Origin of the sequence: Krasilnikovia cinnamomea (assembly GCF_004217545.1) — a bacterium.
Lineage (GTDB): Bacteria > Actinomycetota > Actinomycetes > Mycobacteriales > Micromonosporaceae > Actinoplanes > Actinoplanes cinnamomeus.
In genome coordinates, this window is the sequence record NZ_SHKY01000001.1 from 4,791,945 (window position 1) to 4,813,468 (window position 21,524).

General features: G+C 73.2%; 16 protein-coding genes. 12 read left to right on the forward strand and 4 right to left on the reverse strand.

Features of this window, described 5'->3' with window-relative positions; all coding sequences use genetic code 11:
• Positions 1-2: 2 nt before the first annotated feature.
• Positions 3-683, forward strand: coding sequence for a lysophospholipid acyltransferase family protein (locus tag EV385_RS21940; protein ID WP_130511156.1), 681 nt, complete (start codon positions 3-5; stop codon positions 681-683).
• Positions 684-839: 156 nt separating this feature from the next.
• Here the strand turns inward: EV385_RS21940 and EV385_RS21950 are convergent, their stop codons facing one another.
• Complete coding sequence (locus tag EV385_RS21950; protein WP_130511157.1) at positions 840-2,459, reverse strand: hypothetical protein; 1,620 nt, start codon at positions 2,457-2,459, stop codon at positions 840-842.
• Positions 2,460-2,998: 539 nt separating this feature from the next.
• Between EV385_RS21950 and EV385_RS21955 the strand changes: the two genes are divergently transcribed.
• From EV385_RS21955 to EV385_RS21985, 7 genes are read left to right on the forward strand one after another with little or no spacing between them, the layout of a single operon-like run.
• The gene (locus EV385_RS21955; RefSeq protein WP_242625006.1) at positions 2,999-5,521 is read left to right on the forward strand and encodes a SpoIIE family protein phosphatase; all 2,523 of its coding nucleotides are present in this window, start codon (positions 2,999-3,001) and stop codon (positions 5,519-5,521) included.
• Entirely contained in the window at positions 5,518-5,883 is a 366-nt protein-coding gene (locus tag EV385_RS21960) for an STAS domain-containing protein (RefSeq protein ID WP_130511158.1), read from the forward strand. Before EV385_RS21955 ends, EV385_RS21960 begins: the two co-directional genes overlap by 4 nt.
• Entirely contained in the window at positions 5,880-7,832 is a 1,953-nt protein-coding gene (locus EV385_RS21965) for a TIGR03960 family B12-binding radical SAM protein (RefSeq protein ID WP_130511159.1), read from the forward strand. Before EV385_RS21960 ends, EV385_RS21965 begins: the two co-directional genes overlap by 4 nt.
• A 24-nt stretch (positions 7,833-7,856) precedes the next feature.
• Positions 7,857-9,029, forward strand: coding sequence for a dTDP-4-amino-4,6-dideoxygalactose transaminase (gene rffA / locus EV385_RS21970; protein ID WP_130511160.1), 1,173 nt, complete (start codon positions 7,857-7,859; stop codon positions 9,027-9,029).
• Positions 9,026-11,413 (forward strand): hypothetical protein, encoded by a 2,388-nt coding sequence (locus EV385_RS21975; protein ID WP_130511161.1) that lies wholly within the window; start codon positions 9,026-9,028, stop codon positions 11,411-11,413. The genes rffA and EV385_RS21975 overlap by 4 nt, the downstream gene beginning before the upstream one ends.
• Complete coding sequence (locus tag EV385_RS21980; protein WP_130511162.1) at positions 11,410-12,297, forward strand: methionyl-tRNA formyltransferase; 888 nt, start codon at positions 11,410-11,412, stop codon at positions 12,295-12,297. The genes EV385_RS21975 and EV385_RS21980 overlap by 4 nt, the downstream gene beginning before the upstream one ends.
• 39 nt (positions 12,298-12,336) lie before the next feature.
• Positions 12,337-13,047 (forward strand): class I SAM-dependent methyltransferase, encoded by a 711-nt coding sequence (locus EV385_RS21985; protein WP_130511163.1) that lies wholly within the window; start codon positions 12,337-12,339, stop codon positions 13,045-13,047.
• A gap of 23 nt (positions 13,048-13,070) precedes the next feature.
• On the opposite strand, the gene EV385_RS21990 is transcribed toward EV385_RS21985, so the two are convergent.
• Positions 13,071-14,066, reverse strand: coding sequence for a glycosyltransferase family 2 protein (locus tag EV385_RS21990; protein ID WP_130511164.1), 996 nt, complete (start codon positions 14,064-14,066; stop codon positions 13,071-13,073).
• Between the two features lie 114 nt (positions 14,067-14,180).
• Here EV385_RS21990 and EV385_RS21995 point away from each other — a divergent pair, with 114 nt between their 5' ends.
• The 3 genes from EV385_RS21995 to EV385_RS22005 are packed head-to-tail and all read left to right on the forward strand — an operon-like array spanning position 14,181 to position 18,457.
• Complete coding sequence (locus EV385_RS21995) at positions 14,181-14,612, forward strand: GtrA family protein (protein WP_130511165.1); 432 nt, start codon at positions 14,181-14,183, stop codon at positions 14,610-14,612.
• Positions 14,613-14,616: 4 nt separating this feature from the next.
• Positions 14,617-16,434 (forward strand): hypothetical protein, encoded by a 1,818-nt coding sequence (locus EV385_RS22000; protein ID WP_130511166.1) that lies wholly within the window; start codon positions 14,617-14,619, stop codon positions 16,432-16,434.
• The gene (locus EV385_RS22005; protein WP_130511167.1) at positions 16,406-18,457 is read left to right on the forward strand and encodes a hypothetical protein; all 2,052 of its coding nucleotides are present in this window, start codon (positions 16,406-16,408) and stop codon (positions 18,455-18,457) included. Before EV385_RS22000 ends, EV385_RS22005 begins: the two co-directional genes overlap by 29 nt.
• 66 nt (positions 18,458-18,523) lie before the next feature.
• Here EV385_RS22005 and rfbB read toward each other — a convergent pair whose 3' ends face one another.
• On the reverse strand, positions 18,524-19,486 hold the full coding sequence (rfbB, locus tag EV385_RS22010) for a dTDP-glucose 4,6-dehydratase (RefSeq protein WP_130511168.1): 963 nt from the start codon (positions 19,484-19,486) through the stop codon (positions 18,524-18,526).
• Positions 19,483-20,550, reverse strand: a complete 1,068-nt coding sequence (locus tag EV385_RS22015) for a glucose-1-phosphate thymidylyltransferase (RefSeq protein ID WP_130511169.1) — start codon at positions 20,548-20,550, stop codon at positions 19,483-19,485. The genes rfbB and EV385_RS22015 overlap by 4 nt, the downstream gene beginning before the upstream one ends.
• Before the next feature lie 143 nt (positions 20,551-20,693).
• Here EV385_RS22015 and EV385_RS22020 point away from each other — a divergent pair, with 143 nt between their 5' ends.
• A complete protein-coding gene (locus EV385_RS22020; RefSeq protein ID WP_130513484.1) occupies positions 20,694-21,416 on the forward strand; it encodes a TIGR03936 family radical SAM-associated protein in 723 nt (240 codons plus the stop codon).
• Positions 21,417-21,524: the final 108 nt, after the last annotated feature.

The window sequence follows — 21,524 nt, forward strand, 5'->3', positions numbered from 1 at the left end:
CGTTGCCGCTGCTCTACTCGATCGGCAAAGTCACTGTCGGTAACGCCATGATCCTCGGCTGGCGACCTCAGGTCGACGGCCTGGAACACATCCCCACCACCGGCGGCGCGATCTTCGCCGGTAATCACCTGTCGGTCGCCGACGAACTGTTCCTCGGCGCCGTCGTCCCCCGGCACATCGCCTTCTGGGCCAAGGCCGAATACTTCACCGGCAAGGGCATCGGCGGTCTGTTCACCCGCACGCTCATGCACGGCCTCGGCGCCATCAAGGTGGAACGGGCGGGCGGGCGCGCCGCACTGACCGCGTTCGACGGGGCGATTCCCGTGCTCAAGGGCGGCGACATGGTCGCCGTCTACCCCGAGGGGACCCGGTCCCCGGACGGGCGGCTCTACCGGGGCCGTACCGGGGTGGCCCGGCTCGCGGTCGGCGCCGGAGTGCCGATCATCCCGGTCGGCATGCTCGGCACGGACGAGGTGCAGCCCATCGGGCAGCCGTACCCGAAGCTGGGCAAGGGGCGGGGCAAGGTCGTGGTCCGGTTCGGCAAGCCGATCGAGACCATCGGCCGGACCGATGACCGTACGTCGCTGCGGGCGCTGACCGATGAAGTCATGGCCGAGATCCAGAAGCTGACGGGGCAGGAGTACGTGCCCCGGTACGCCCCGCCGCGCCAGCAGCAGTCCTGACCCGGCCGCCAGCGGGTTCGCTGGCTCCGGGTTCGCTGGCTCCGGGTTCGCTGGCTCCGGGTTCGCTGGCTCCGGGTTCGCTGGCTCCGGGTTCGCTGGCTCCGGGTTCGCTGGCTCTGGGGTTCGCGGGCGGTGAATTCGCCGGTGGTGGGGTCGCTAGCGGCGGGTGAGGACGGCGTCGCGCAGCCTGCCGACCAGTTCGGCGCTCTCGTCGATCGAGCGGCGGGTCAGCAGGACCGTGGCCAGGCTGCCGTGGTCGGCCCAGCCGCACACCACGACCGCGCTGCCGCCGCTGCGCCCGACGCCGCAGCGCTCGTGCGCCCCGGCCTCGCCCAGGTCGTACGTTGCGATGTCGCCCAGGCGGTAGGTGTCGGCGAGATGGCGCAACTCCGCCTCGAGGTCGGCTTCGGGGCGCAGACGCAGGCCGGTGGTGCCGAAGATGGTGACCCGCTTGCCCCGGCCGTCGCCGTACACCCCGGAGAAGGCGTCACCGTCGGTCAGGCCGGTCTCGCGTAGCTGCTCCGCCAGGCGGTCGGTGGCCCGCCGGCTGGCGGCGTCGTCGCGGAGGTTGAGGTCGGCCACCTTGTCCGGCAGGTCCGCCGTCACGGGGTACTGGTGTGCCGCCGGCAGACCGAAGTAGGCCGGGACGCCGCAGCAGCAGGCCGCGGTGAGCAGCGAGAACAGGAACAGCTTCCGCAGCGGGTGCCGCCGGCGGCGCGGCGCGGGCGGGCTACCAGGTCCCCCGGCCGGTGGTGGTGCCGTACCGGGGCGGCCGCCGGGTGGCGCGGCGCCGGGCCGGGCGCCGGGCGGGCGGGCTGCGGGTGGCCGGGTGGGTGGGCGCCACGTCGGCGGCGGGGCGGGGTGCGGTGGCCGGGCGCCCGCCGGGGCGTGCGGTTGCCGGGCGGGGTGCGGTTGCCGGGCGGGAGGGTGTGACGGGCGCGCCGGAGACTGGGGGTGCGGTGGGCCGGAACCGGCCGGGGTGGGTCGCGTCGGGGACGCGGGGGGTGGGGCCGGGGGTTGTGCGCGGCGGCTCCACCAGCGGCGCCGCGCGGCCGGCTGCCCGCCGCTCGGTGCCGGTGTCGGCCCGCTTGGCACCGGCCCGCCGGGGGTCGGCCCACCCTGCTGCCCGGCCGGCTCGGGGGCGGTCGGTTGCTGCCCGGCCGGCTTGGGGGCGGCGGGCGGTGGCAGGGTCGTCGGCGGAGGGTACGGCGGTGCGGCGTCGATCCGGGTCGGCGGCGGGGCGTCGATCCGGGTCGGCGGCAGTGCCTCCGGTGCGGGTAGCGGCAGCAGGTCCCAGGGGGTGTCCTGGTCGGCCCACGGATCGACCGCCGGGGGGACGGCCCAGTGGTCGTCCTGCGTCTCCGATCGGGGTGGCGCGGCCCGCCACCGTGACCACCAGGGTCGCTTCGCCTCGGCGGCCGGAACCGCCGCCGACCCGCTCCAGCGCACCGGGGCGGGGCTGGTGGCGGGCTCGGCGCCCACCGGGGCGGTGTCAGCGGGGTTCGCCTCGACCCGGGTGGTGTCGGCCCCCGTGGGTTCGGCGCGGGTCGCGTCGGCCGGGGCGGCGCTGGGCCGGGTCGCGTCGTCCTGGGTGGCGTTGAGCTGGGTCGTGTCGACTGGGGTCGCGGTGGGCCGGGTCGCGTCGGCCGGGCCGGCGCTGGGCCGGGTCGAGTCGGTCGTCGGGGCGTCCGCCGGGCCAGGGGTGGACGGCACGGCCGGGGTGGGCTCGTCGGGCAGCGCGGCGGCCGAGGGCGGGTCGCCCTGCTGGTTGGCCATCCGCTCACTCCTTAGGTGGCCCCCGGCGGGCCTGCTGCCAGGTTAGAGCCGAGGTGCCACCCGGCCCGGCGCCCATGGGCCATCGCGCCTGTGCGGTCACGGAGGGCGGGTGTGCGACGGGGCGGGTGTGCACGCCGGGGCGGGACCGTATCGTCACGAGGGATGTACACGCTTCGACGACACGCGGTGCCGCGATCCGGAAGCGGGGACGGCCGGGCATCGACGCTCGCCCCCGGGCCCGGTCGCGACCCAGGGCCCGCGCTCCCGAGGGGCCGGCGACGGACCGCATCGTCCTGTTCGCTCACATCGGCGTGGGATGTTCCGCCACGGCGGGCGAGCGCAAATCCACTCTCGACGGTTACGCTGCGGACGTGCTGGACATCCGGGGTGAGCCCGCACGGGGTCGCGTTTCGGGGCGCGCGACGAGCGCCCCGATCGGCGTGGAGCGCCGCCCCGCTCCGGCGATCGACGACGAGCTGGGCGAGCGATGAGCGAACGAAGCGGGCGCGGCGAGCCCGCGACTGCCGTGGGACGGCGGCATGGGTGACGACGCGGTCCGGTCCGAGATGACCCAGGAGCTGCGGCTGCCGTGGGAAGAGGACCCGGAGGAGCTGTACGAGCACGCCCCGTGCGGCTACCTCACCACCCTGCCCGACGGCACGATCGTGCGGGTGAACCAGACGCTGCTGACCTGGACCGGTCACCAGCGGTCGGCGCTGGTCGGCCGTCGCCGCTTCCGCGACCTGCTCACCGCGGACAGCCGCAACGACCACGAGACCCGGTACGCGCCGCTGCTCGCCATGCAGGGCGACGTCCGCGAGGTGGCGTTCGACATCGTCTGCGCCGACGGGCGGGAATTGCCCACGCTCGTCAACTCGGTGGTGAGCCGGGATGCCGGTGGCCTGCCCCGGGTGATCCGTACGACCATTTTCGACGCCACCGAGCGGCGCGGTTACGAGCAGGAGCTGCTCGCCGCGCGGCGCGCGGCCGAGGCGTCCGAGCGGCGGGTCGGCGTCCTGCAGCAGATCGTCGCGGAGCTGGCGGCCGCGCCGACCGAGGCCGAGGTGGCCGAGGCGGTGTTGCGGGCGCCCGGACCGGCGTTCGGCGCGCTGGACGCCAGCATCTGGCTGGTCGACCCGGACGGTGACCGGCTGGTCGTGGTGGCCTCCACCGGGCCCGCCCCGCCGGGCGGCGAACAGGTGCCGCGCTCCTCGTCGCGGCCGGTTGCGCAGGTCGCCCGGCGCGGCGACCTGCACGTCATCGGTTCGGTGCGGGAGGCGGCCGAGCATTTCCCGGAGCTGGCCGAGACGATGCGCCGCACCGGGCGCAGCACGGTGGTGCTGTTGCCGCTGACCGCCGGGCCGGGGCCGGACGCGGACCCACCGGACGTGCTGGGTGTGCTGGCGTTCGGCTTCGTGGAACAGCGCACCCTCAGCGGCAGTGAGCTGCGCGTGGTGCGGCTGCTCGGGCACCAGGCCGGGCAGGCGCTCGACCGGGCCCGCCTCTACGACGCCACCCGCCGCCGGGAGGCGCGCGCCGTCTTCCTGGCCGAGACCACCCGGGCACTGGAGGAGCTGCCCCGGCTGCTGCCCCGGGCCAGGCGGCTGGTGGAGCGGATCGTCCCCGAGGTGGCCGGGTGGGCCGAGGTGCGCCTGCGGGTCGGCCCGGCCGGTGTGGTCGCCGAGGCGGGCGCCCCGGCGCCGGACCCGCGCTGGCTGACCGAGCGGGTCGCGGCCGTGACCACCTCGGGCGATCCCGAGTACGCCACGGGCGCGCCCGACACGGACGGCGGCGGCACGGGGCCGCAGCGGGACTGCACGGTGCTGCCGTTGACCGTCCGCGGCCGGGTCCTGGGCACCCTGGCACTGCGCCCGGCCAGCGGACAGCGGCTGGCCGGGACGGGCTTTCTCCGCGAGCTGGCGGACCGGGCCGCCCTGTCCCTGGAGAACGCCCGCCTGTACGAGCAGGAGCGCACGATCGCCCGTAGCCTCCAGCGCAGCCTGCTGGCCGGGGATCTGCCCGCGGACTCCCGGTACACGCTGGAGACGTACTACCAGGCGGCCGGGCAGGACCTGGAGGTCGGCGGGGACTGGTTCGACGCGTTCCGGATCACCGGCGACAAGCTGGGGGTGGTGGTCGGTGACGTGGTGGGCCGGGGCATCGACGCCGCGACCACGATGGGCCAGCTGCGCAGCGCCATCCGGGCCCTCGCCTCGGCCGAGGCGGGACCGGCGCGGCTGCTGGAGCGGCTGGACCGGTTCGTCGAGCGGGTCGAGTCGGCCCGGATGACCACGGTCGCGTACGCGGAGATCAACCTGGCCACCTCCGAGATGACGTACGCCTGCGCGGGGCACCAGCCGCCGCTGCTGGCCGAGCCGGGCAGCGCCCCGCGCTACCTGCTGGACGGCCGTTCCGGCCCGCTGGGCTCGCGCGCCGCCCGGGTGGAACGGGTCGAGCACCGGATCCGGTTGTCCGCGGGCAGCCGCCTGCTGCTGTACACCGACGGCCTGATCGAGCGCCGGGACCGGCCGCTGGACGCCGGTTTCGAGGTGCTGGCCCGCGCGTACGCCCGGTGCCGCGACGCCCCGCTGCCGGGCCTCGCCGCGCGCCTGGCCGACCTGTTGGTGGGCCGCGACCACGGTGACGACGTCTGCCTGCTCTGCCTGGCCATGGGCACCGAGGAGCGGCTGGAACGCAGCATCGGCGCCGATCCCATGCAGATCGCGCTGCTGCGCAAGGACCTGCGCGGCTGGCTGGCCGCGCACGCGGTCGACGCGGACAGCAGCGAGGCGGTGCTGCTGGCCTGCTCGGAGGCGGTGGCCAACGCGATCGAGCACGGGTACCGCGACGACCCGTTCGGGATGGTCCGGGTGGTGGCGTCGGTGGCCGGCAGCGCGGTCGAGGTGCGGGTGGCCGACCGGGGGACCTGGCGGCAGACCCGCGAGGAGGACGTCCGGGGGCGGGGGCTGCGGTTGATGCGTCAGGTGATGGACGAGGTGGTGATCGCCCGTGGCGAGGGCACGACGATCACGATGCGGCGGGGCCGGCGGGGGCAGCCGTGACCCGGCAGGTGACCTTCGGGCAGTGCGACGGCAGCGACGTGGTGGGGCTCTCCGGGGAGATCGACTTCGCGAACGCGGCCACGATCGGCCGGGAGGTCGCGCACCGCGCGGGCGGCGCGGGGCCGGTGCTGATCGACCTGACTGGGGTCTCGTTCCTCGACGGGGCGGGGGTGCGGCTGCTGGACGCGCTGGTGGCCGACCTGGAACGGCAGGGCCGCCGGGTCCGGCTCGTGGTGGGCCGGTCCGGGCCGGCCCGGATGACGCTGCTGTTGCGGGCGTTCCGTGACGAGCTGCTGGCTACCGATCTGGACGAGGCCGCGGCGGAACTGGGGCGCGGACCCGCGTACCCTGGAGTCCCATGAGCGTGGCATCCGTATTTCCGCAGCTGGAGCAGTTGTTGCCCCGGGTGAGCAAGCCGATCCAGTACGTGGGCGGCGAGCTCGGCGTCGTGGTCAAGGACTGGGAACAGGCCACGGTGCGGTGGGCGCTGATGTACCCGGACGCGTACGAGGTGGGCCTGCCCAACCAGGGCGTCCAGATCCTGTACGAGGTGCTCAACGAGCAGCCGGACGTGCTGGCGGAGCGGACGTACGCGGTCTGGCCCGACCTTGAGGCGCTGATGCGTGAGCACGGCGTCCCGCAGTTCACGGTCGACGCGCACCGCCCGGTGCGGGCGTTCGACGTGCTCGGGGTGTCGTTCGCCACCGAGCTGGGCTACACGAACCTGCTCGGCGCGCTGGACCTGGCCGGTATCCCGCTGGAGGCGAAGGACCGTACCGAGGCCGACCCGATCGTGGTGGCGGGCGGGCACGCCAGCTTCAATCCGGAGCCGATCGCGGACTTCGTCGACGCCGCGGTGCTGGGCGACGGCGAGGAGGCGGTCCTGGAGATCTCCGGGATCATCCGGGAGTGGAAGGCCGAGGGCTGCCCGGGCGGGCGCGAGGAGCTGCTGCTGCGGCTGGCCCGTACGGAAAGCATCTATGTCCCTCGCTTCTACGACGTCGACTATCTGAGCGACGGCCGGATCCAGCGGGTCGTGCCGAACCGCCCGGACGTGCCGTTCCGGGTCGCGAAGCGCACGACCATGGACCTGGACGCCTGGCCGTACCCGAAGAAGCCGCTGGTCCCGCTGGCCGAGACCGTGCACGAGCGGTACGCGGTGGAGATCTTCCGGGGCTGCACCCGGGGCTGCCGGTTCTGCCAGGCCGGGATGATCACCCGCCCGGTGCGGGAGCGGTCGATCACGACCGTGGGGCAGATGGTGCGGGAGGGGCTGGAGTTCTCCGGCTTCAACGAGGTCGGTCTGCTGTCGCTGTCCAGCGCCGACCACTCCGAGATCGGCGACATGTGCTCGGGCCTGGCCCAGCAGTACGCCGACACCAACGTGTCGCTGTCGCTGCCCTCGACGCGGGTGGACGCCTTCAACATCGACCTGGCCCAGGAGTTGTCCCGCAACGGGCGGCGCACCGGCCTGACGTTCGCCCCGGAGGGCGGCTCGGAGCGCATCCGCAAGGTCATCAACAAGATGGTGACCGAGGAGGATCTGATCCGTACGGTCGTCACCGCGTACTCGAACGGCTGGCGGCAGGTGAAGCTGTACTTCATGTGCGGCCTGCCCACCGAGACCGACGACGACGTGGTGCAGATCGCCCGGATGGCGCACGAGGTGATCAAGGCCGGGCGCGCCGCCGCGGGCACCAAGGACATCCGCTGCACGGTGTCGATCGGCGGGTTCGTGCCCAAGCCGCACACGCCGTTCCAGTGGGCCGCGATGACCTCGCCCGAGGTGATCGACCACCGGCTGAAGCTGCTCAAGCAGGAGATCAACAGCGACCGGTCGCTGGGCCGCGCGATCGGCTACCGCTACCACGACGGCGAGCCGTCGCTGATCGAGGGCCTGCTCTCGCGCGGCGACCGCCGGGTCGGCCGGGTCATCCGCAAGGTGTGGGAGAACGGCGGCCGCTTCGACGGCTGGAGCGAGCACTTCTCGTACGCCCGGTGGGTGGACGCGTGTGCCGAGGTGCTGCCGGAATTCGGGGTGGACCTGGCCTGGTTCACCACCCGCGAGCGCGACCAGCTTGAGGTGCTGCCCTGGGACCACCTCGACTCGGGGCTGGACAAGGACTGGCTGTGGCAGGACTGGCAGGACTCGCTCGGCGAGTACGAGCAGGACGACTGCCGGTGGACGCCGTGCTTCGACTGCGGGGTCTGCCCGGCCATGGACACCGAGATCCAGATCGGTCCCACGGGCCAGAAGCTGCTGCCGCTGACCCCGATCAACGGGATGCGGGTGCCGGAACACACCCATTAGGGCCGGTGGACGGTTGAACGGGATGTGCAGATCCCGTTCAACCGTACGTTTCTCGCCGAGCGTGAGCTCGAGTACCTGACCGAGGCGGCGTCCTCGGGGCACACCAGCGGGGACGGCCCGTTCACGCGGCGCGCCACGGCGCTGCTCAGGGAGCTGACCGGGGCACCGTCCGCGCTGCTCACCACGTCGTGCACGCACGCCCTGGAGATCACGGCGTTGCTGCTGGACCTGCGGCCCGGCGACGAGGTGATCATGCCGTCGTTCACGTTCGTCTCGACGGCGAACGCGTACGTGCTGCGCGGGGCGGTGCCGGTGTTCGTGGACTGCCGGCCGGACACGCTGAACCTCGACGAGCGTGCCCTCGAGGCAGCGATCACGCCGCGCACCCGGGCGATCGTGGTGGTGCACTACGGCGGGGTGGCCTGCGAGATGTCCACGGTGCTCCAGATCGCCGGGCGGCACGGCATCCCGGTGATCGAGGACAACGCGCACGGGCTCGGGGCGACCTACCGGGGGCGGCCGCTGGGCTCGTTCGGCGCGCTGGCCACGCAGAGCTTCCACGCCACCAAGAACGTGCAGTGCGGCGAGGGCGGCGCGCTGCTGATCAACGACGCGCGCTTCGCGGAACGGGCGGAGATCCTGCGGGAGAAGGGCACCGACCGCAGCCGCTTCTTCCGGGGCCAGGTGGACAAGTACCGGTGGATGGACCTGGGCTCCAGCTATCTGCCGTCGGACGTGCTGGCGGCCGGGCTCACCGCGCAGCTGGAGGCGTTCGGTGAGATCCAGCGCCGGCGACACGCGGTCTGGGCGGCGTACCACGCGGCCTTCGCCGACCTCGACCTGGTGCACCCGGCCGTGCCGCCCGGCATCGGGCACTCCGCGCACCTTTACCACCTGTTGCTGCCCAGCCTCGAGCAGCGGCAGGAGATGCTGAAGCACCTGGCCGAACAGGGTGTCCAGGGCACCTTCCACTACCAGCCGCTGCACTCGGCTCCGGCCGGCCGGCGATTCGGCCGCACCGGACCGGGCGGGTGCCCGGTCACCGCCGCCGTGGCCGACCGGCTGGTCCGGCTCCCGCTGTACGCGGGACTGTCCGACGAGGAGGTCGCGCGGGTCATCGACGCGGTCCGGTCGTTTAGGCCCGGCCCGGGTGCCGCCCCGGCCCAGCGGGAGCACCGCGCCGAGGTGCCGTCGTGACCACCTCGCTCGCGGGCGACATCCCGGTTCAGGCCGATCGCGCCGGGCACGGGGAACCCACCGCACCGGACGTCCGGCCCCGGCCCCGCCTCGCCGCCTGGCTGCCGGTGCTGCTGCTGGGCCCGCCCACCGCGTACGCGCTGCACCGCTACGGCGCGCCCGCCGCCGACCTGGCGGTGTTCGCCGCGTACGTGCTGGGCCTGATCGCCGCGCCCGGGGTGCTGCTGTGGCGCGCCGCGCGGCGGCAGGCCCGGTCGCTGGCCGAGGATGCCGGGCCCGGCCTGGCGCTCGGCTACGTCCTCGAGGTGGCCGCCTACTTCGCGGCGCGGGCGCTGGGCCAGCCCCGCGCGGTGGTGCTGGCGCCGCTGGCGGTGCTGGTGCTGTTCGCCGCGGTCCGGCCGCTGCGGCGGTACTGGCGCGCCGAGGCCGGCGCGCAGCGGGCCCCGCTGGGCTGGATCTGGGCCAACACGGGCATCGCCGCGGCCGTGCTGCTCTGGTCGGCGGTCTACTTCATGCGTACCCGTGGGGTGGACTACGCCTTCAACGACGCCGACCTGCCGTTCCAGCTCGCGCTGGTCGGCGAGCTGCGGCACCACCTGCCGCCGCAGGTGCCGTGGCTGCAGGGCGAGCCGCTGAGCTACCACTGGTTCTCGTACGCGGACATGGCCGCGGCCAGCTGGGTCACCGGGGTGGACCCGCAGACGCTGCTGCTGCGGCTGTCCTTCGTGCCGCTGCTCGGCGGGTTGCCGTTCGCCGTGAGTGCACTGACCCGGCAGGTGACGGGTCGCTGGTGGCCCGGGCCGCTGGCCGCGCTGCTGACGTTCGCGGGGGTCGCACCCTATCCGTACGGGTGGCGGCCCCCGGAGACCTACGTGGCCAACGGGCTGGGGCCGGTCGAGGACGGGGTGGTACTGCGCTTCGGCCTGTTCTCCAGTCCGACCCAGACGTTCGCGGCGCTGATCGGCGTCGGCCTGGTGATGGTGCTGGTGGATCTCCTGCGATCGACCGGCCGTCGGCGGGGCCACTGGCTGCTGCTCTGCGCGTTCGTCGCGGTGATCTGCGGGGCCAAGGCCACCTATCTGCCGCTGGTCATGTGCGGTCTGCTGCTGGTCACCGGCGTGACGCTGATCGGTCAGCGGCGCTGGCACCGCCCGGCCCTGGCCGCGATGGCGGTGGTGCTGCCGGGCATCCTGTTCGCCCAGTTCGTGCTGTTCGGCGGGGTGTCGCAGGGCATGGTGATCGATCCGCTCGGCGGTCTGTCCCGCTACGGTCTGGGCGCCTCGACCGGTCTGGGCGCGCTGAGGATGGGCACGGTTCCGGCCACCGGCTGGTCCCTCGCCGTGATCACGGCCGTGACGCTGCTGGCTTGGGTGATGATGTGGGGCGGCGCGGCGGCCACCTGGGTTCGCGGGCGGTGGCGGGATCCGGCGCACGTGCTGCTTACTGGGATCGGGGTGGCCGGGTTCGGCGCGGTGCTGCTGATCAACCACTACGGCTTCAGCCAGACGTGGTTCCTGGTGGCGGCCCGGCCGTTCCTGGTGGTGGCCGCGGTGTCGGGCCTGGCACTGCTGACCGATGCCGCCCGGCAACGCAGGGACCCAGGCGCGGCCGGGCCGTGGACGCGCCGGGTGGGTCTGGTGGTGACGGTGGCGATGGTGTCGGGTGCGGCGGGAGCGGCGGTGATCCGCGAGCTGGGCCGGGACACGGCGCCGACGGTCGCGGTGGACGGCCGGGGTCCGGTGCTCGTCGAGGTGGTGAGCGCCAACCTGTGGCTGGTCGGACTGGTCGCCGCACTGACCGCGATTGCCTGGTACGCCGCACGCGGGTGGGCGGCGGTCTTCGCCGTCGCGGTGATGCTCGGGATCAGCGTGGTGCCCTCCACGGTGGTGGTGTCGGATCACGTCCGGGCGGCGGCCGGGGCGCGGTGGGCGCCGGAGCCGGATCAGGTGCCGTCGTGGCCGGCGGGGACCCGCGAGAGCGCGGCGTGGATCCGGGGTCACACCGACCCCGACGATCTCGTGGCGACCAATGCGCACTGCCGCAAGTTCGCTGCCCGGTCCTGCGACAACCTGCATTTCTGGTTCGCCGCGTTCGCCGAGCGGCGGTTCCTCGTGGAGGGCTGGGGCTACACCCCGACGGTGAACCGGCTGCAGGTGGAGACCGGGATGTCCGGGAACCTCGTGCCGTACTGGGACGCCGGGCGGCTGGCGGTCAACGACGCGGCGTTCCACCGGCCCGGACCGGACACTCTGCGGCGGCTACGGGGCCTCGGGGTGCGCTGGCTGATGGTGGACCGCCGGGACGGTGCCGTCCGCGAGGACCTGCTCGCCCGCTACGCCACGCTGCGGTTCGGCCGTGGCGAGACGGCGGTGTACGAGCTGTGACCACCCTCAACCTGTACGCGATGACGGCCAAGGGGCTGGCGGTCTTCGACGCGTTGTGCGCGGCCGTGCCCGGCGTGATGCGGGCGGTGATCTCGGCCCGCGACCCGGGCACCCGGGACGGCTCGTACGATGCGCTGGCCGCCGCCTGCGCGCAGCGCGGCGTGTCGTTCTTCGACCGGTCGCAGGTGGACGCCGTGCCGCCCGCGGCCTACGCGATGGCGGTCGGCTGGCGGTGGATCATCCCGGACCGGCCGGACACCACGCTGGTGGTGTTCCACGACTCGCTGCTGCCCCGGCATCGCGGTTTCAACCCGCTGGTGACCGCGCTGATCGAGGGTGACGCCCGGGCCGGTGTCACGGCTCTGCTGGCCACCGCCGAGTACGACCGTGGGGACATTCTCGCCCAGGTGGCCGTGCCGCTGCCGCGCCCGATCCGGATCGCCGAGGCCATCGATCTCGTCGCCGCCGGGTACGCCGAGATCGCCGCCGACATTGGCGCGCGCATCGCGGCGGGGCAGCGACTCAGCGGCGTGCCGCAGGACGAGCGGGCGGCCTCGTACAGCCTGTGGCGCGACGACGCCGACTACGAGATGGACTGGGCCGGTCCCGCCGATCGGCTGCGCGACTTCGTGTACGCGGTGGGTCCCCCGTACGCGGGTGCCCGGACCCGGATGAACGGTGTGCCGGTTCGGGTGTGGGACGTCGCCGTGGAGCCGGACGTGGCGGTGGCGAACCGCGCACCCGGGAAAGTGATCTTTCTGCGCGGCGGCCGGCCCACCGTCGTGTGCGGCACCGGGCTGCTGCGCATCGACGCGATGACGCGGGACGACGACGGCGGGACGAACTGCCTGCCGCTGCGCCGGTTCCGCACCCGCTTCGGTTGACCGGCGACAGGCAGCGATCGACGAGCTTGAGGGAGCGATATGGACGCTGGCGACATCCGCAGACTCGCCACCGTGGAGGACCGGCACTGGTGGTTCGGCGAGCGCCGGGCGATCCTGGCGCGGTGGCTGCGGCAGCTGCACCGCAGCGGGGTCATGCCGGGCACGGCCCTGGACATCGGCGCGGCCGGTGGCGGCAACACCCGGGTGCTGCGGGCGGCGGGGTGGCGCCCGCTGGCGCTGGAGTACAGCGCCGACGGTGCCGCGGTGGCGCGGGAACGCGGCCTGACCGTGATCCGCGGCGACGCCACGAACCTGCCGTGCGGTTCCGGCACGCTGGACCTGGTCACCGCGTTCGACGTGCTGGAACACATCGAGGACGACTATCTCGCGGCGGCGGAGATCCGGCGGGTGCTGCGCCCGGGCGGCACGCTGCTGGTGACCGTGCCCGCCGACATGCGCCTGTGGTCCGCCCACGATGTGGCCAGCCACCATTTCCGGCGCTACGACCGGGACTCCCTGCACCGGGTGATCAGCAAGGCGGGCCTGCGGGTGGAGCAGCTGTGGAGTTGGAATGTGCTGCTGCGCCCGGTGGTGGCCATGACCCGCAAGCGGGCATCGGGCAACGAGCTCACGATGATGCCGGCGCCGGTGAACGCCGCGCTGCGCTCGGTTGTGGTCGCCGAGCGGTATCTGCCGGTGCGCCGCGCGCCCGGTGTGTCGCTGATGCTGCGGGCCCGCCGGAGCGGGTGACGCGGGTGGGGCCGGGCCGCCGGTCAGCGGCCCGCGGCCCCGGCGGCCATGCGTCCGGCGGGCTGTTCGGGCAGCCCGATCACGGGATCGGTGGCGGCGTCGGCGCCGGCCGTCTCCCGTACCAGGTAGGTGGGCCGGCCCATCCCTGCCGTGTGGATTCGGCCGACGTACTCGCCCAGCACGCCGAGCGCGATGAGCTGGGCTGCCGCGAAGACGGCGACCGCGGAGGCGATGGTGGTGAAGCCGGCCACCGTCGTGGAGCCCGTGAAGTACAGGTAGGCCAGGCGGGCGAACAACGCCAGCCCGATCGCGCCGACGGCCAGCCCGATCCAGGTGACCAGGCGCAACGGCAGCGTCGAGTAGCCGAGCAGCATGTTCACGGTGTACCGGATCAGCGTGCGCAGCGTGTACCCGGACTTGCCGTTCGCCCGCTGGTTCATCGGCACGGTCACCGCGGCGACGCTGGTGGTGCCCCAGGACAGTGCCACGTCCACCGAGGTGTGCGGGCCGGCGATCTGGTCGAAGCCGGCGATGAGGTGGGCGCGGAAGGCCCGGAACGCACTGAGTTGCCGGGCGTGCCGCACGCCCAGCATGCGGGCCATCGCCATCTTCACCGTACGGGAGGCGAGGCTGCGCAGGGCGCCGTGCTCCTCGTGGGCGGCGACGCCGTACACCAGATCCACGTCGCCGGTGAGCGCCTGGAGCAGCGCGGGTATCTGCTCGGGCGGGTGCTGGAGGTCGTCGTCCATGGTGACGATGACGTCGTGCCTCGCCGCGCGCAGCCCGGCGACCAGGGCGTTGTGCTGACCGTAGTTGCGCGACAGCCGGATCGCCCGTACCGATGGGTGCGTGGCGGCCAGCCCGGACGCGGTCTGCCAGGTGGCCGCCTCGCCGTCGTCCACGACGAGCCAGATCTCGTGCCGGTCCGCGCAAGCCGGCATGACGCGGTCGAGGCGGGCGACCAGTTCCGGGAGCGTGCCGTGGGAGCGGAAGCAGGGAATCACGATGGACACGGGCACGGGAGGCATCCTGACTCAGTGAAGTATCTAGAAAGAATGATTTAGTGGTAATTCACGCTACTTATAGTATCTAGCGGTGATTTCAACGGCCGCGACCCTCCGGAGGTAACAGGCTTGACCGCGTCGGTCACCGTGCGCTCGGTCATCGTGCGGGTCGCGTCCGATCAGCGGATGCGCTATCTCGCGGCCGGTGGCGCCGGCGCGCTGCTCTACTACGTGTTGTTCAGCACGGCATGGCTGCTCACCGGGCGCACCGTGCCCTACCTGGTGATCGCGGTGGCGGTCAGCACGATCTGCGCGGTCGTGACCTACCCGGTCTACCGGCTGCTGGTGTTCCGCGCCGCAGATCCGCTCCTCAGTGGCTTTCTGCGCTTCTACCTGCTCTGTCTCGGTTCGCTCGGGTACACCGTGATCGGACTGTCCAGCCTGGTCGAGCTGGCCGGCCTGCACGTCCTGCTGGCCCAGGCCATCGTGGTCGTCACCGGCCCGGTGATCAACTACCAGCTGAGCCGGCTGTGGGCGTTCCGGACCAGGGCCGGCCGGTGAGCCCGTGACCGCGACCCTGACCCGGCCGGACGCGGGCCCCGTCCCGGTGTCCCGGCGGCGCGCGGCACCGGCGGCCGTGCTGACCTTCGCCGGCACGCTCACGGCGGTGTGGGTGGCGGTGGCGATCCGCGCGGCCGGGCGCGGCTTCGACATCACCGACGAGGGCTTCTATCTCCTCAGCTACCGGTGGTGGGATGCCGACCAGCGCACCTTCACCGGCAGCCAGTACCTGTACGGCCCGGTGTTCGCGCTGCTCGGGCACGACATCGTCGCGTTGCGGATCTTCCGGCTCGGCACCGTCCTCATCGGCCACCTGCTGTTCGGCGTCGCGTTCATGCGCTGGCTACGGCAACGCCGGGCGGACGCGCCGCCGACCCGCGTGTGGGAGGCGGCCGGCGCGGCCACCATCGTCGCCGCCGGCGGCGTGGTCTACGCCTGGCTGCCCCAGACCCCGGGCTACAACGACATCGTCCTGCTCGGTGCCTTGCTCAGCGCGGCGGTGGTCTTCGCCCTGGCCCGCCACGCCGAACGTGGCGACCCCGCGCCGGCCTGGCTGCCGGTGGCGTTCGGCGCGCTCGCGGTGCCCGTGCTGCTCACCAAATGGGCGGCCGTCGCGACGCTGGGCATGCTCGCGGGGCTGGCCGTACTCGCCCTCGCACCGGCCGGCCTGCGGGCGGTGTGGCGCGCGACCGCCTGGGCGCTCGCCGGCTTCGGCGCTGGGGCCGCGCTGGTGCACCTGCTGGTGGTGCCGCTGACCACCGCACTGCCGCCGATCATCGCGGTCAACCGGCTCCTGGCCCAGAGCTCCTTCGCGATACCCACATTGCTGTCCCGCTACCTGACCCAGACCCGCCCGACAGTGGCGACGCTCGGCCACGCGTACGCGCTGCTGCTCGGCGCCGTGGTGCTCGCGGCGCTGGTACACCGTCCGGCCGCGCAGGCCGCCGCCGGGCTGCTCGGCGCCGTCGGGCTGGCCGGTGCCGTGGCGTACACCGTGCGCGACGGTGGTCTCGGCGGCGGCCCGGTCAACTCCGCCGCGTTCGTCGTCCCGCTGCTCGCCACGATCGTGGTCGCGGTGCTGGCGGCGGGCGCCGGGTGGGTGGCAGGCGGCCACCGGCCCGGTTCGCGGTGGCGGACCGGAGCCCGCGACGGGGTGCTGCTCGGCGGGCTCGCCGTGCTGCCGCTGGCCGTCGCATCCGGTACCAGCAACGTCCCGCTCAAGGTGGCGGTGCTGGCGTTCGCCGCGTGGATGGCGGTGCTGGTCGCCGTGGTCACCGGCCTGGACCGCCGCGCGGTGGTCGCCCGTGGACTCACCACGGCCGTGGCCGCCGGGGCACTGCTGGTCGCGACCTGCGTGGCGACCGGCGGGCTGTGGCGCAACCCGTACCGGGACGTCCCGCGAGACCGGGCGACCGCCGCCGTCCCGGGAGTGCCCGCACTGGACGGGGTGCGGATCGAGCCCGCCCGGGCCCGTGCGTACGCGGATCTGCGTGCCCGCCTCGCGCCCTACCTCGACCCGCCCGGCCGCAAGGTGATCGGCCTGGACAAGATGGCGGGGATCGTCGTGCTGCTCGACGGCCGTACGGTCGGCGAGGGCTGGTACGCCCCGGCGGACCCGGCACGGATCCGGGCGGGGATCGCCGCGGAATGCGCCGCCGGTCCGCCGTGGCCTCCGGACCGGGCCCCCGTCCTGGTGTTCAACCGGCCGGTACGGGCCACCGACGCCGGGCTCATCGAGCCGTGCGGTCTGCGGCTCGCCGACTACCGGCTGCTGGCCGCGCCTGACCAGACCGGTGGTTTCACCGTGCTCGTGCCGAACTGACCTTCGGATTTCCCCCCGGAGCGCGCTTCTCATTACAAATGCCCTATTAGTTGGCATTTTGGGCATGACAGCGTTGATGTCGGATGTCGTCGCGGCTGAGGATCAGCGCCCGGACAGCGGATCAAGGGCTCGCCGACGCGTCCCACCGCGTGCCACGGTGCTGCTCGGGCTGGCCTCGGCATTCTGCGCCGCGGTGACACTGGCCTGGGTCGCCGCTGGCCTGCGGTCCGCCGGACGCGGGCTCAACGTCGCCGAAGAAAGCTTCTACCTGCTGTCCTACCGCTGGTGGGACGTGAATCTGCGCACCTTCACGGGGGCCCAGTATCTCTACGGGCCGGTGTTCGAGTTGCTCGGGCACAACATCGCCCACCTCCGGATGTTCCGCATCGCGGCAATGGTCGCACTCCACGTCGTGTTCGGGTGGAGCGTGATGTGGTGGCTGCGTGCGCAGCGCCCCACCGCGCCGGCGAGCCGGCTGTGGGAGGTCACCGGGATCCTGGCGATCGTGGCCGCCGGGGGAGTGGCCTGCGGCTGGCTGCCGCTGAGCCCCGGCTACAACGACGGAACCGTTGTCGGCGGCCTGCTGAGTATGGCGTTCATCCTGTTCGCGGCCGGCCACCTGGCCCGCGGCCGCCCGATACCGTTGCGCCTCGCGTTCGGCTACGGGACGACCGTTTCGGTGTTGTTGCTGGTGAAATGGGGATCTCTGGCGGCAGTCGCGCTGACCGCTATCGCGGCGGTCGCCCTGCTGTGGCGCCGTTCCCGCCGTGAGATCACCCGACTCGCCGGCATGGCCGCGGTCGGCGTCGCCGCCGTCCCGGCAATGCTGGCCGTGTTCGTGCCGGTCACTACCGTGCTTGCCGAACTCGTCGTCGTCAACCGGCTCATCACGACCGCCGAAGGCAAACCGCCGACCGCGGTTCTGGGGGCGTACCTGACGGAGTTGGGCGAACTGACCACCGTGGTGGTGGCACGGCATTGGCTCCTCCTGGTCGCCGCCGCCGTCGCCGTGCTGGTCCGGTGGCTGCCCGAGGCTCGGCTGTTCGCCGGTGTGCTCGCCGTGGTCGCGTTCGGCCGCTCCCTTCAGCAGGTGTGGGACGGAGCCGGCGTGCATGGCGGGGCCGGGTACACGGGCCGGTACGTAGAGACCCTCGCTCTTCCGCTGATCGTGGCGATCCTCGTCGCGGTGCTGGTCGTGGATGGCGAGCGGGTTCACCGCCGGTGGGCCGGGCCGCAGGTGTCCGCGACGAGGTCGACCGTCGGCGCCGGTGGCCCGCGCGGCTGGATGCTGCTGCTCGTTCTGACGCTCGTGCCGATCGGGCAGGCAATCGGCACGACCGGCCCGTTGATGGTGCGGGCGATCGGTGGGTTCGCGGCCTGGATGGCGGTGCTGATTGCCGTGTTCACCGGCATCGAGGCGGCCTCGGCCATCTGCCGCCGGCTGGTCGCGAGCGTGTTGGCCGCGACGGTCCTGGCCGCGGGCCTCATCGCCGTCGGAGGGCTGTGGCGCTACCCGTACCGCACCTTCCCGTACCGCACGGCCACCGAGGCGGCCGGTGTCCCCGCGCTGGCGTCGCTGCGGTTCCACCCCGCCGAGGCGAAGGCCTTCGCCGAACTGCGCGGCCAGCTTCGCCCGTACGTGGAGCCGTCGGGCCGTCCCATGATCGGGTTGGTTGGCGCGGTGCTGGCGCTTGACGGGCGGCCGGTCGGGGAGGTCTGGACCGAGAACGCCGGCCGCAACGCGGCCAGCATCAGGGCGGCGTGTCCGGGCGGGAAGCCGTCGTGGGGTCAGCGGCCACCTCTGCTGCTCTACACGCGTGTGGTCGGTGCGGCGGAGATCGCGGCGTTGCGTGCCTGTGGCGTCGACTTCGCGGTCGACTACCGGGCGTTGGCTGTGTACCGCATACCGATCGACCCCAGCACGGCGCTGAACCTCGTGGTGTACGTGCCGGCCGCCGAGTTCACCGTCGTCGCGGGGTACTCGGCCCCCGGATGGAAACCAACGGCCAGCAAGAGGCGGTGAGCATCGGTCCACGAACGACTCCGGTCTCCCGGTGCGCCGCGCCGGGAGACCGGAAGGGGCCCGATCTCAGGCGCTCCGGAGGGGACGCCACCACGCCGGGTTCGCCCGGTACCAACGGACGGTCTCGGCGAGCCCGGCGGCGAAATCGACCTCCGGGGCGTACCCCAGCGCCCGGATCTTGGCGATGTCCACGGAGTACCGGCGGTCGTGCCCCGGCCGGTCCGCGACCTGCCGCACCCGCGACCAGTCCGCCCCGCACGCCTGCAGCAGCAGACCCGTCAGCTCCCGGTTGGTCAGCTCCGTGCCGCCGCCGATGTTGTAGATCTCCCCGGGCTCGCCCTTGGCCAGCACCAGCCGCACGCCCCGGCAGTGGTCCGCGACATGCAGCCAGTCGCGGACGTTGAGCCCGTCGCCGTACAGCGGCACTGGGAGTCCGTCGAGCAGGTTGGTCACGAACAGCGGGATGACCTTTTCCGGGAACTGGAACGGGCCGTAGTTGTTCGAGCAGCGCGTGACCCGCACATCCATCCCGTACGTGCGGTGGTAGGCCAGGCACAGCAGGTCCGCGCCCGCCTTGGCCGCCGCGTACGGCGAGTTGGGCCGCGGCGGGTCGGTCTCCGGCCATGACCCCGACGGGATCGACCCGTAGACCTCGTCCGTGCTGACCTGCAGGAAGGTGGTGACCCCGGCGGTGCGGGTGGCCTCCAACAGGGTCTGCACGCCGAGCACGTTGGTGCGCACGAACGCCGCGGAGTCCACGATCGACCGGTCCACGTGGGTCTCGGCGGCGAAGTTGACCACCACGTCGGTGCCCGGCACCACCTCGGCCAGCACCCCGGGATCCGCGATGTCGCCACGCACGAACCGGTACCCGTCGTATCCCGCGAGATTGGCCAGGTTGCCCGCGTAGGTGAGCTTGTCCAGGACCGTGACCCGGGCGCCCTCGAACCCCGGGCAGTCGCCGTCCAGCAGATCCCGGACGAACTGCGACCCGATGAAACCGGCACCGCCGGTGACCAGGATCCTCATCCGCGCAGCCGAACCGTACTGTGGTCGCCGAGGACCAGCTGGTGGGTGTTGGGGGCGCGCCGGGCCGGCACCACCTCGACCCCCTTGCCGATCAGAGACGCCTCGATCCGGGCCACCCCGCGCACCGCGGACGAGTTCATCACGATGGAGTACTCGATCTCCGCGTCCTCCAGGGTGCACCCGGCGCCGATCGAGGTGAACGGGCCCAGATACGAACCGATGATCTTAGTGTCCGGGCCGATCACCACCGGCCCGCGGATCACCGAGTTCTCCACCACGGCGCCGGCTTCGAGCACGACCCGGCCGACGATTTCGGTACGGTCGTCCACCGTGCCGGCCAGCCGTGTCTCGATCGATTCCAGCACGATCCGGTTGCACTCCAGCATGTCCCGCACCCGCCCGGTGTCCTTCCAGTACCCGGTGATCAGGTGCGAGTGCACGTGGTGGCCGTGGTTGATCAACCACTGCACCGCGTCGGTGATCTCCAGCTCACCCCGGGCCGACGGGCTGATCGCGCGTACCGCCTCGTGCACCGCGGGGGTGAACATATACACCCCTACGATGGCCAGGTCGCTCGCCGGGTCGTCGGGCTTCTCCGCCAGCCCCACGATCTGCCCGCTGCGGCCCAGCTCGGCCACCCCGTACGAGCGGGGGTCGTCGACCGGGGTGAGCAGGATCTGCGCGCTGTACGCGGCGGGGTCGAACGCGGCGACCAGTTCCTGGATCCCCCCGACCAGGAAGTTGTCGCCCAGGTACATGACGAAGTCGTCGTCGCCGAGGAACTCGCGGGCGATCAGCACGCAGTGCGCCAGGCCCAGCGGTGCCTCCTGCGGCAGGTAGGTCACCCGCAGGCCGAACCGGGAGCCGTCGCCGACCGCCGCCCGCACCTCGGCGCCGGTGTCGCCGACGACGATGCCGACCTCGACGATGCCCGCGTCGCGGATCGCCTCCAGGCCGTAGAACAGCACCGGCTTGTTCGCCACCGGGAACAGCTGCTTCGCCGAGGTGTTGGTCAGCGGCCGTAGCCGGGTGCCGCGGCCTCCGGCCAGCACAAGAGCTTTCATGCCGGGCTCAACGATCGGCCGGTACGCCGGTCGCCCGGGCGGCGAGGGATGATGGGCACCGTACGTCGAGCTCGGATAGGAGTGCAGCGATTCCCAAGAACCAGCCCCCGGGCGGCCAGGCCCCGGTCGTCCAGCGGATCCGGATCCGCTACGCCAAGCGCGGCCCGTTGCGCTTCACGTCGCACCGGGACTTCGCCCGCGCCCTCGAGCGGGCGGTACGCCGTGCCGCCGTGCCGATCGCGTACTCGCAGGGCTTCACCCCCCACCCCAAGATCTCGTACGCGAGCGCGGCCCCGACCGGGGTGGCCAGCGAGGCGGAGTACCTGGAGATCGGCCTGCAGGCGCCGGTGGATCCGGGCGAGTTGCGCGCGGCCCTGGACGCGGCGCTGTCGCCGGGCCTGGACGTGCTCGACGCGGTGGTCGCCCACGAGGGGACGAGCCTGGCCGACCGGATCGACGCCTCGCGGTGGCGGCTGGAGCTGCCGGACGTGGAGCCCGCCACCGCTGAGGCGGCGGTCGCGGCGTTCCTCGCGGCCGACGAGGTGCTGGTCGAGCGCATGACCAAGCAGGGCCGCCGGGCGTTCGACGCGCGCCACGCAGTGGTGAAGCTCGCTGTACCGGGTGGCCCGCAAGCACCGTCGGGGGCGTTCGCCGCGCCGTGTGCGATAATCGACCTTGTCGTGCGGCAGGTCACGCCCGCCGTGCGACCCGATGACGTCCTCTCCGGCCTTCGTGTCGTGGCTGGTCTGGAGCCGCCGGTGCCGCCCCGCGCGACCCGGCTGGCACAGGGCACGCTCACCCCGCAGGGGGAGATCGTCGATCCGTTGGACGCGGATCGCGAGGACGCCACCATCGGAGGGCGCTAGCCGCTTCGGCCGGCGTCCGTTGGCAGACTTCGGCAGCCCGTCCGACGAGGCCGGGGCCGAAACACGTGCGACGACCCTGCGTGGCAGCGCTCACCCGCGCCCGGGGTC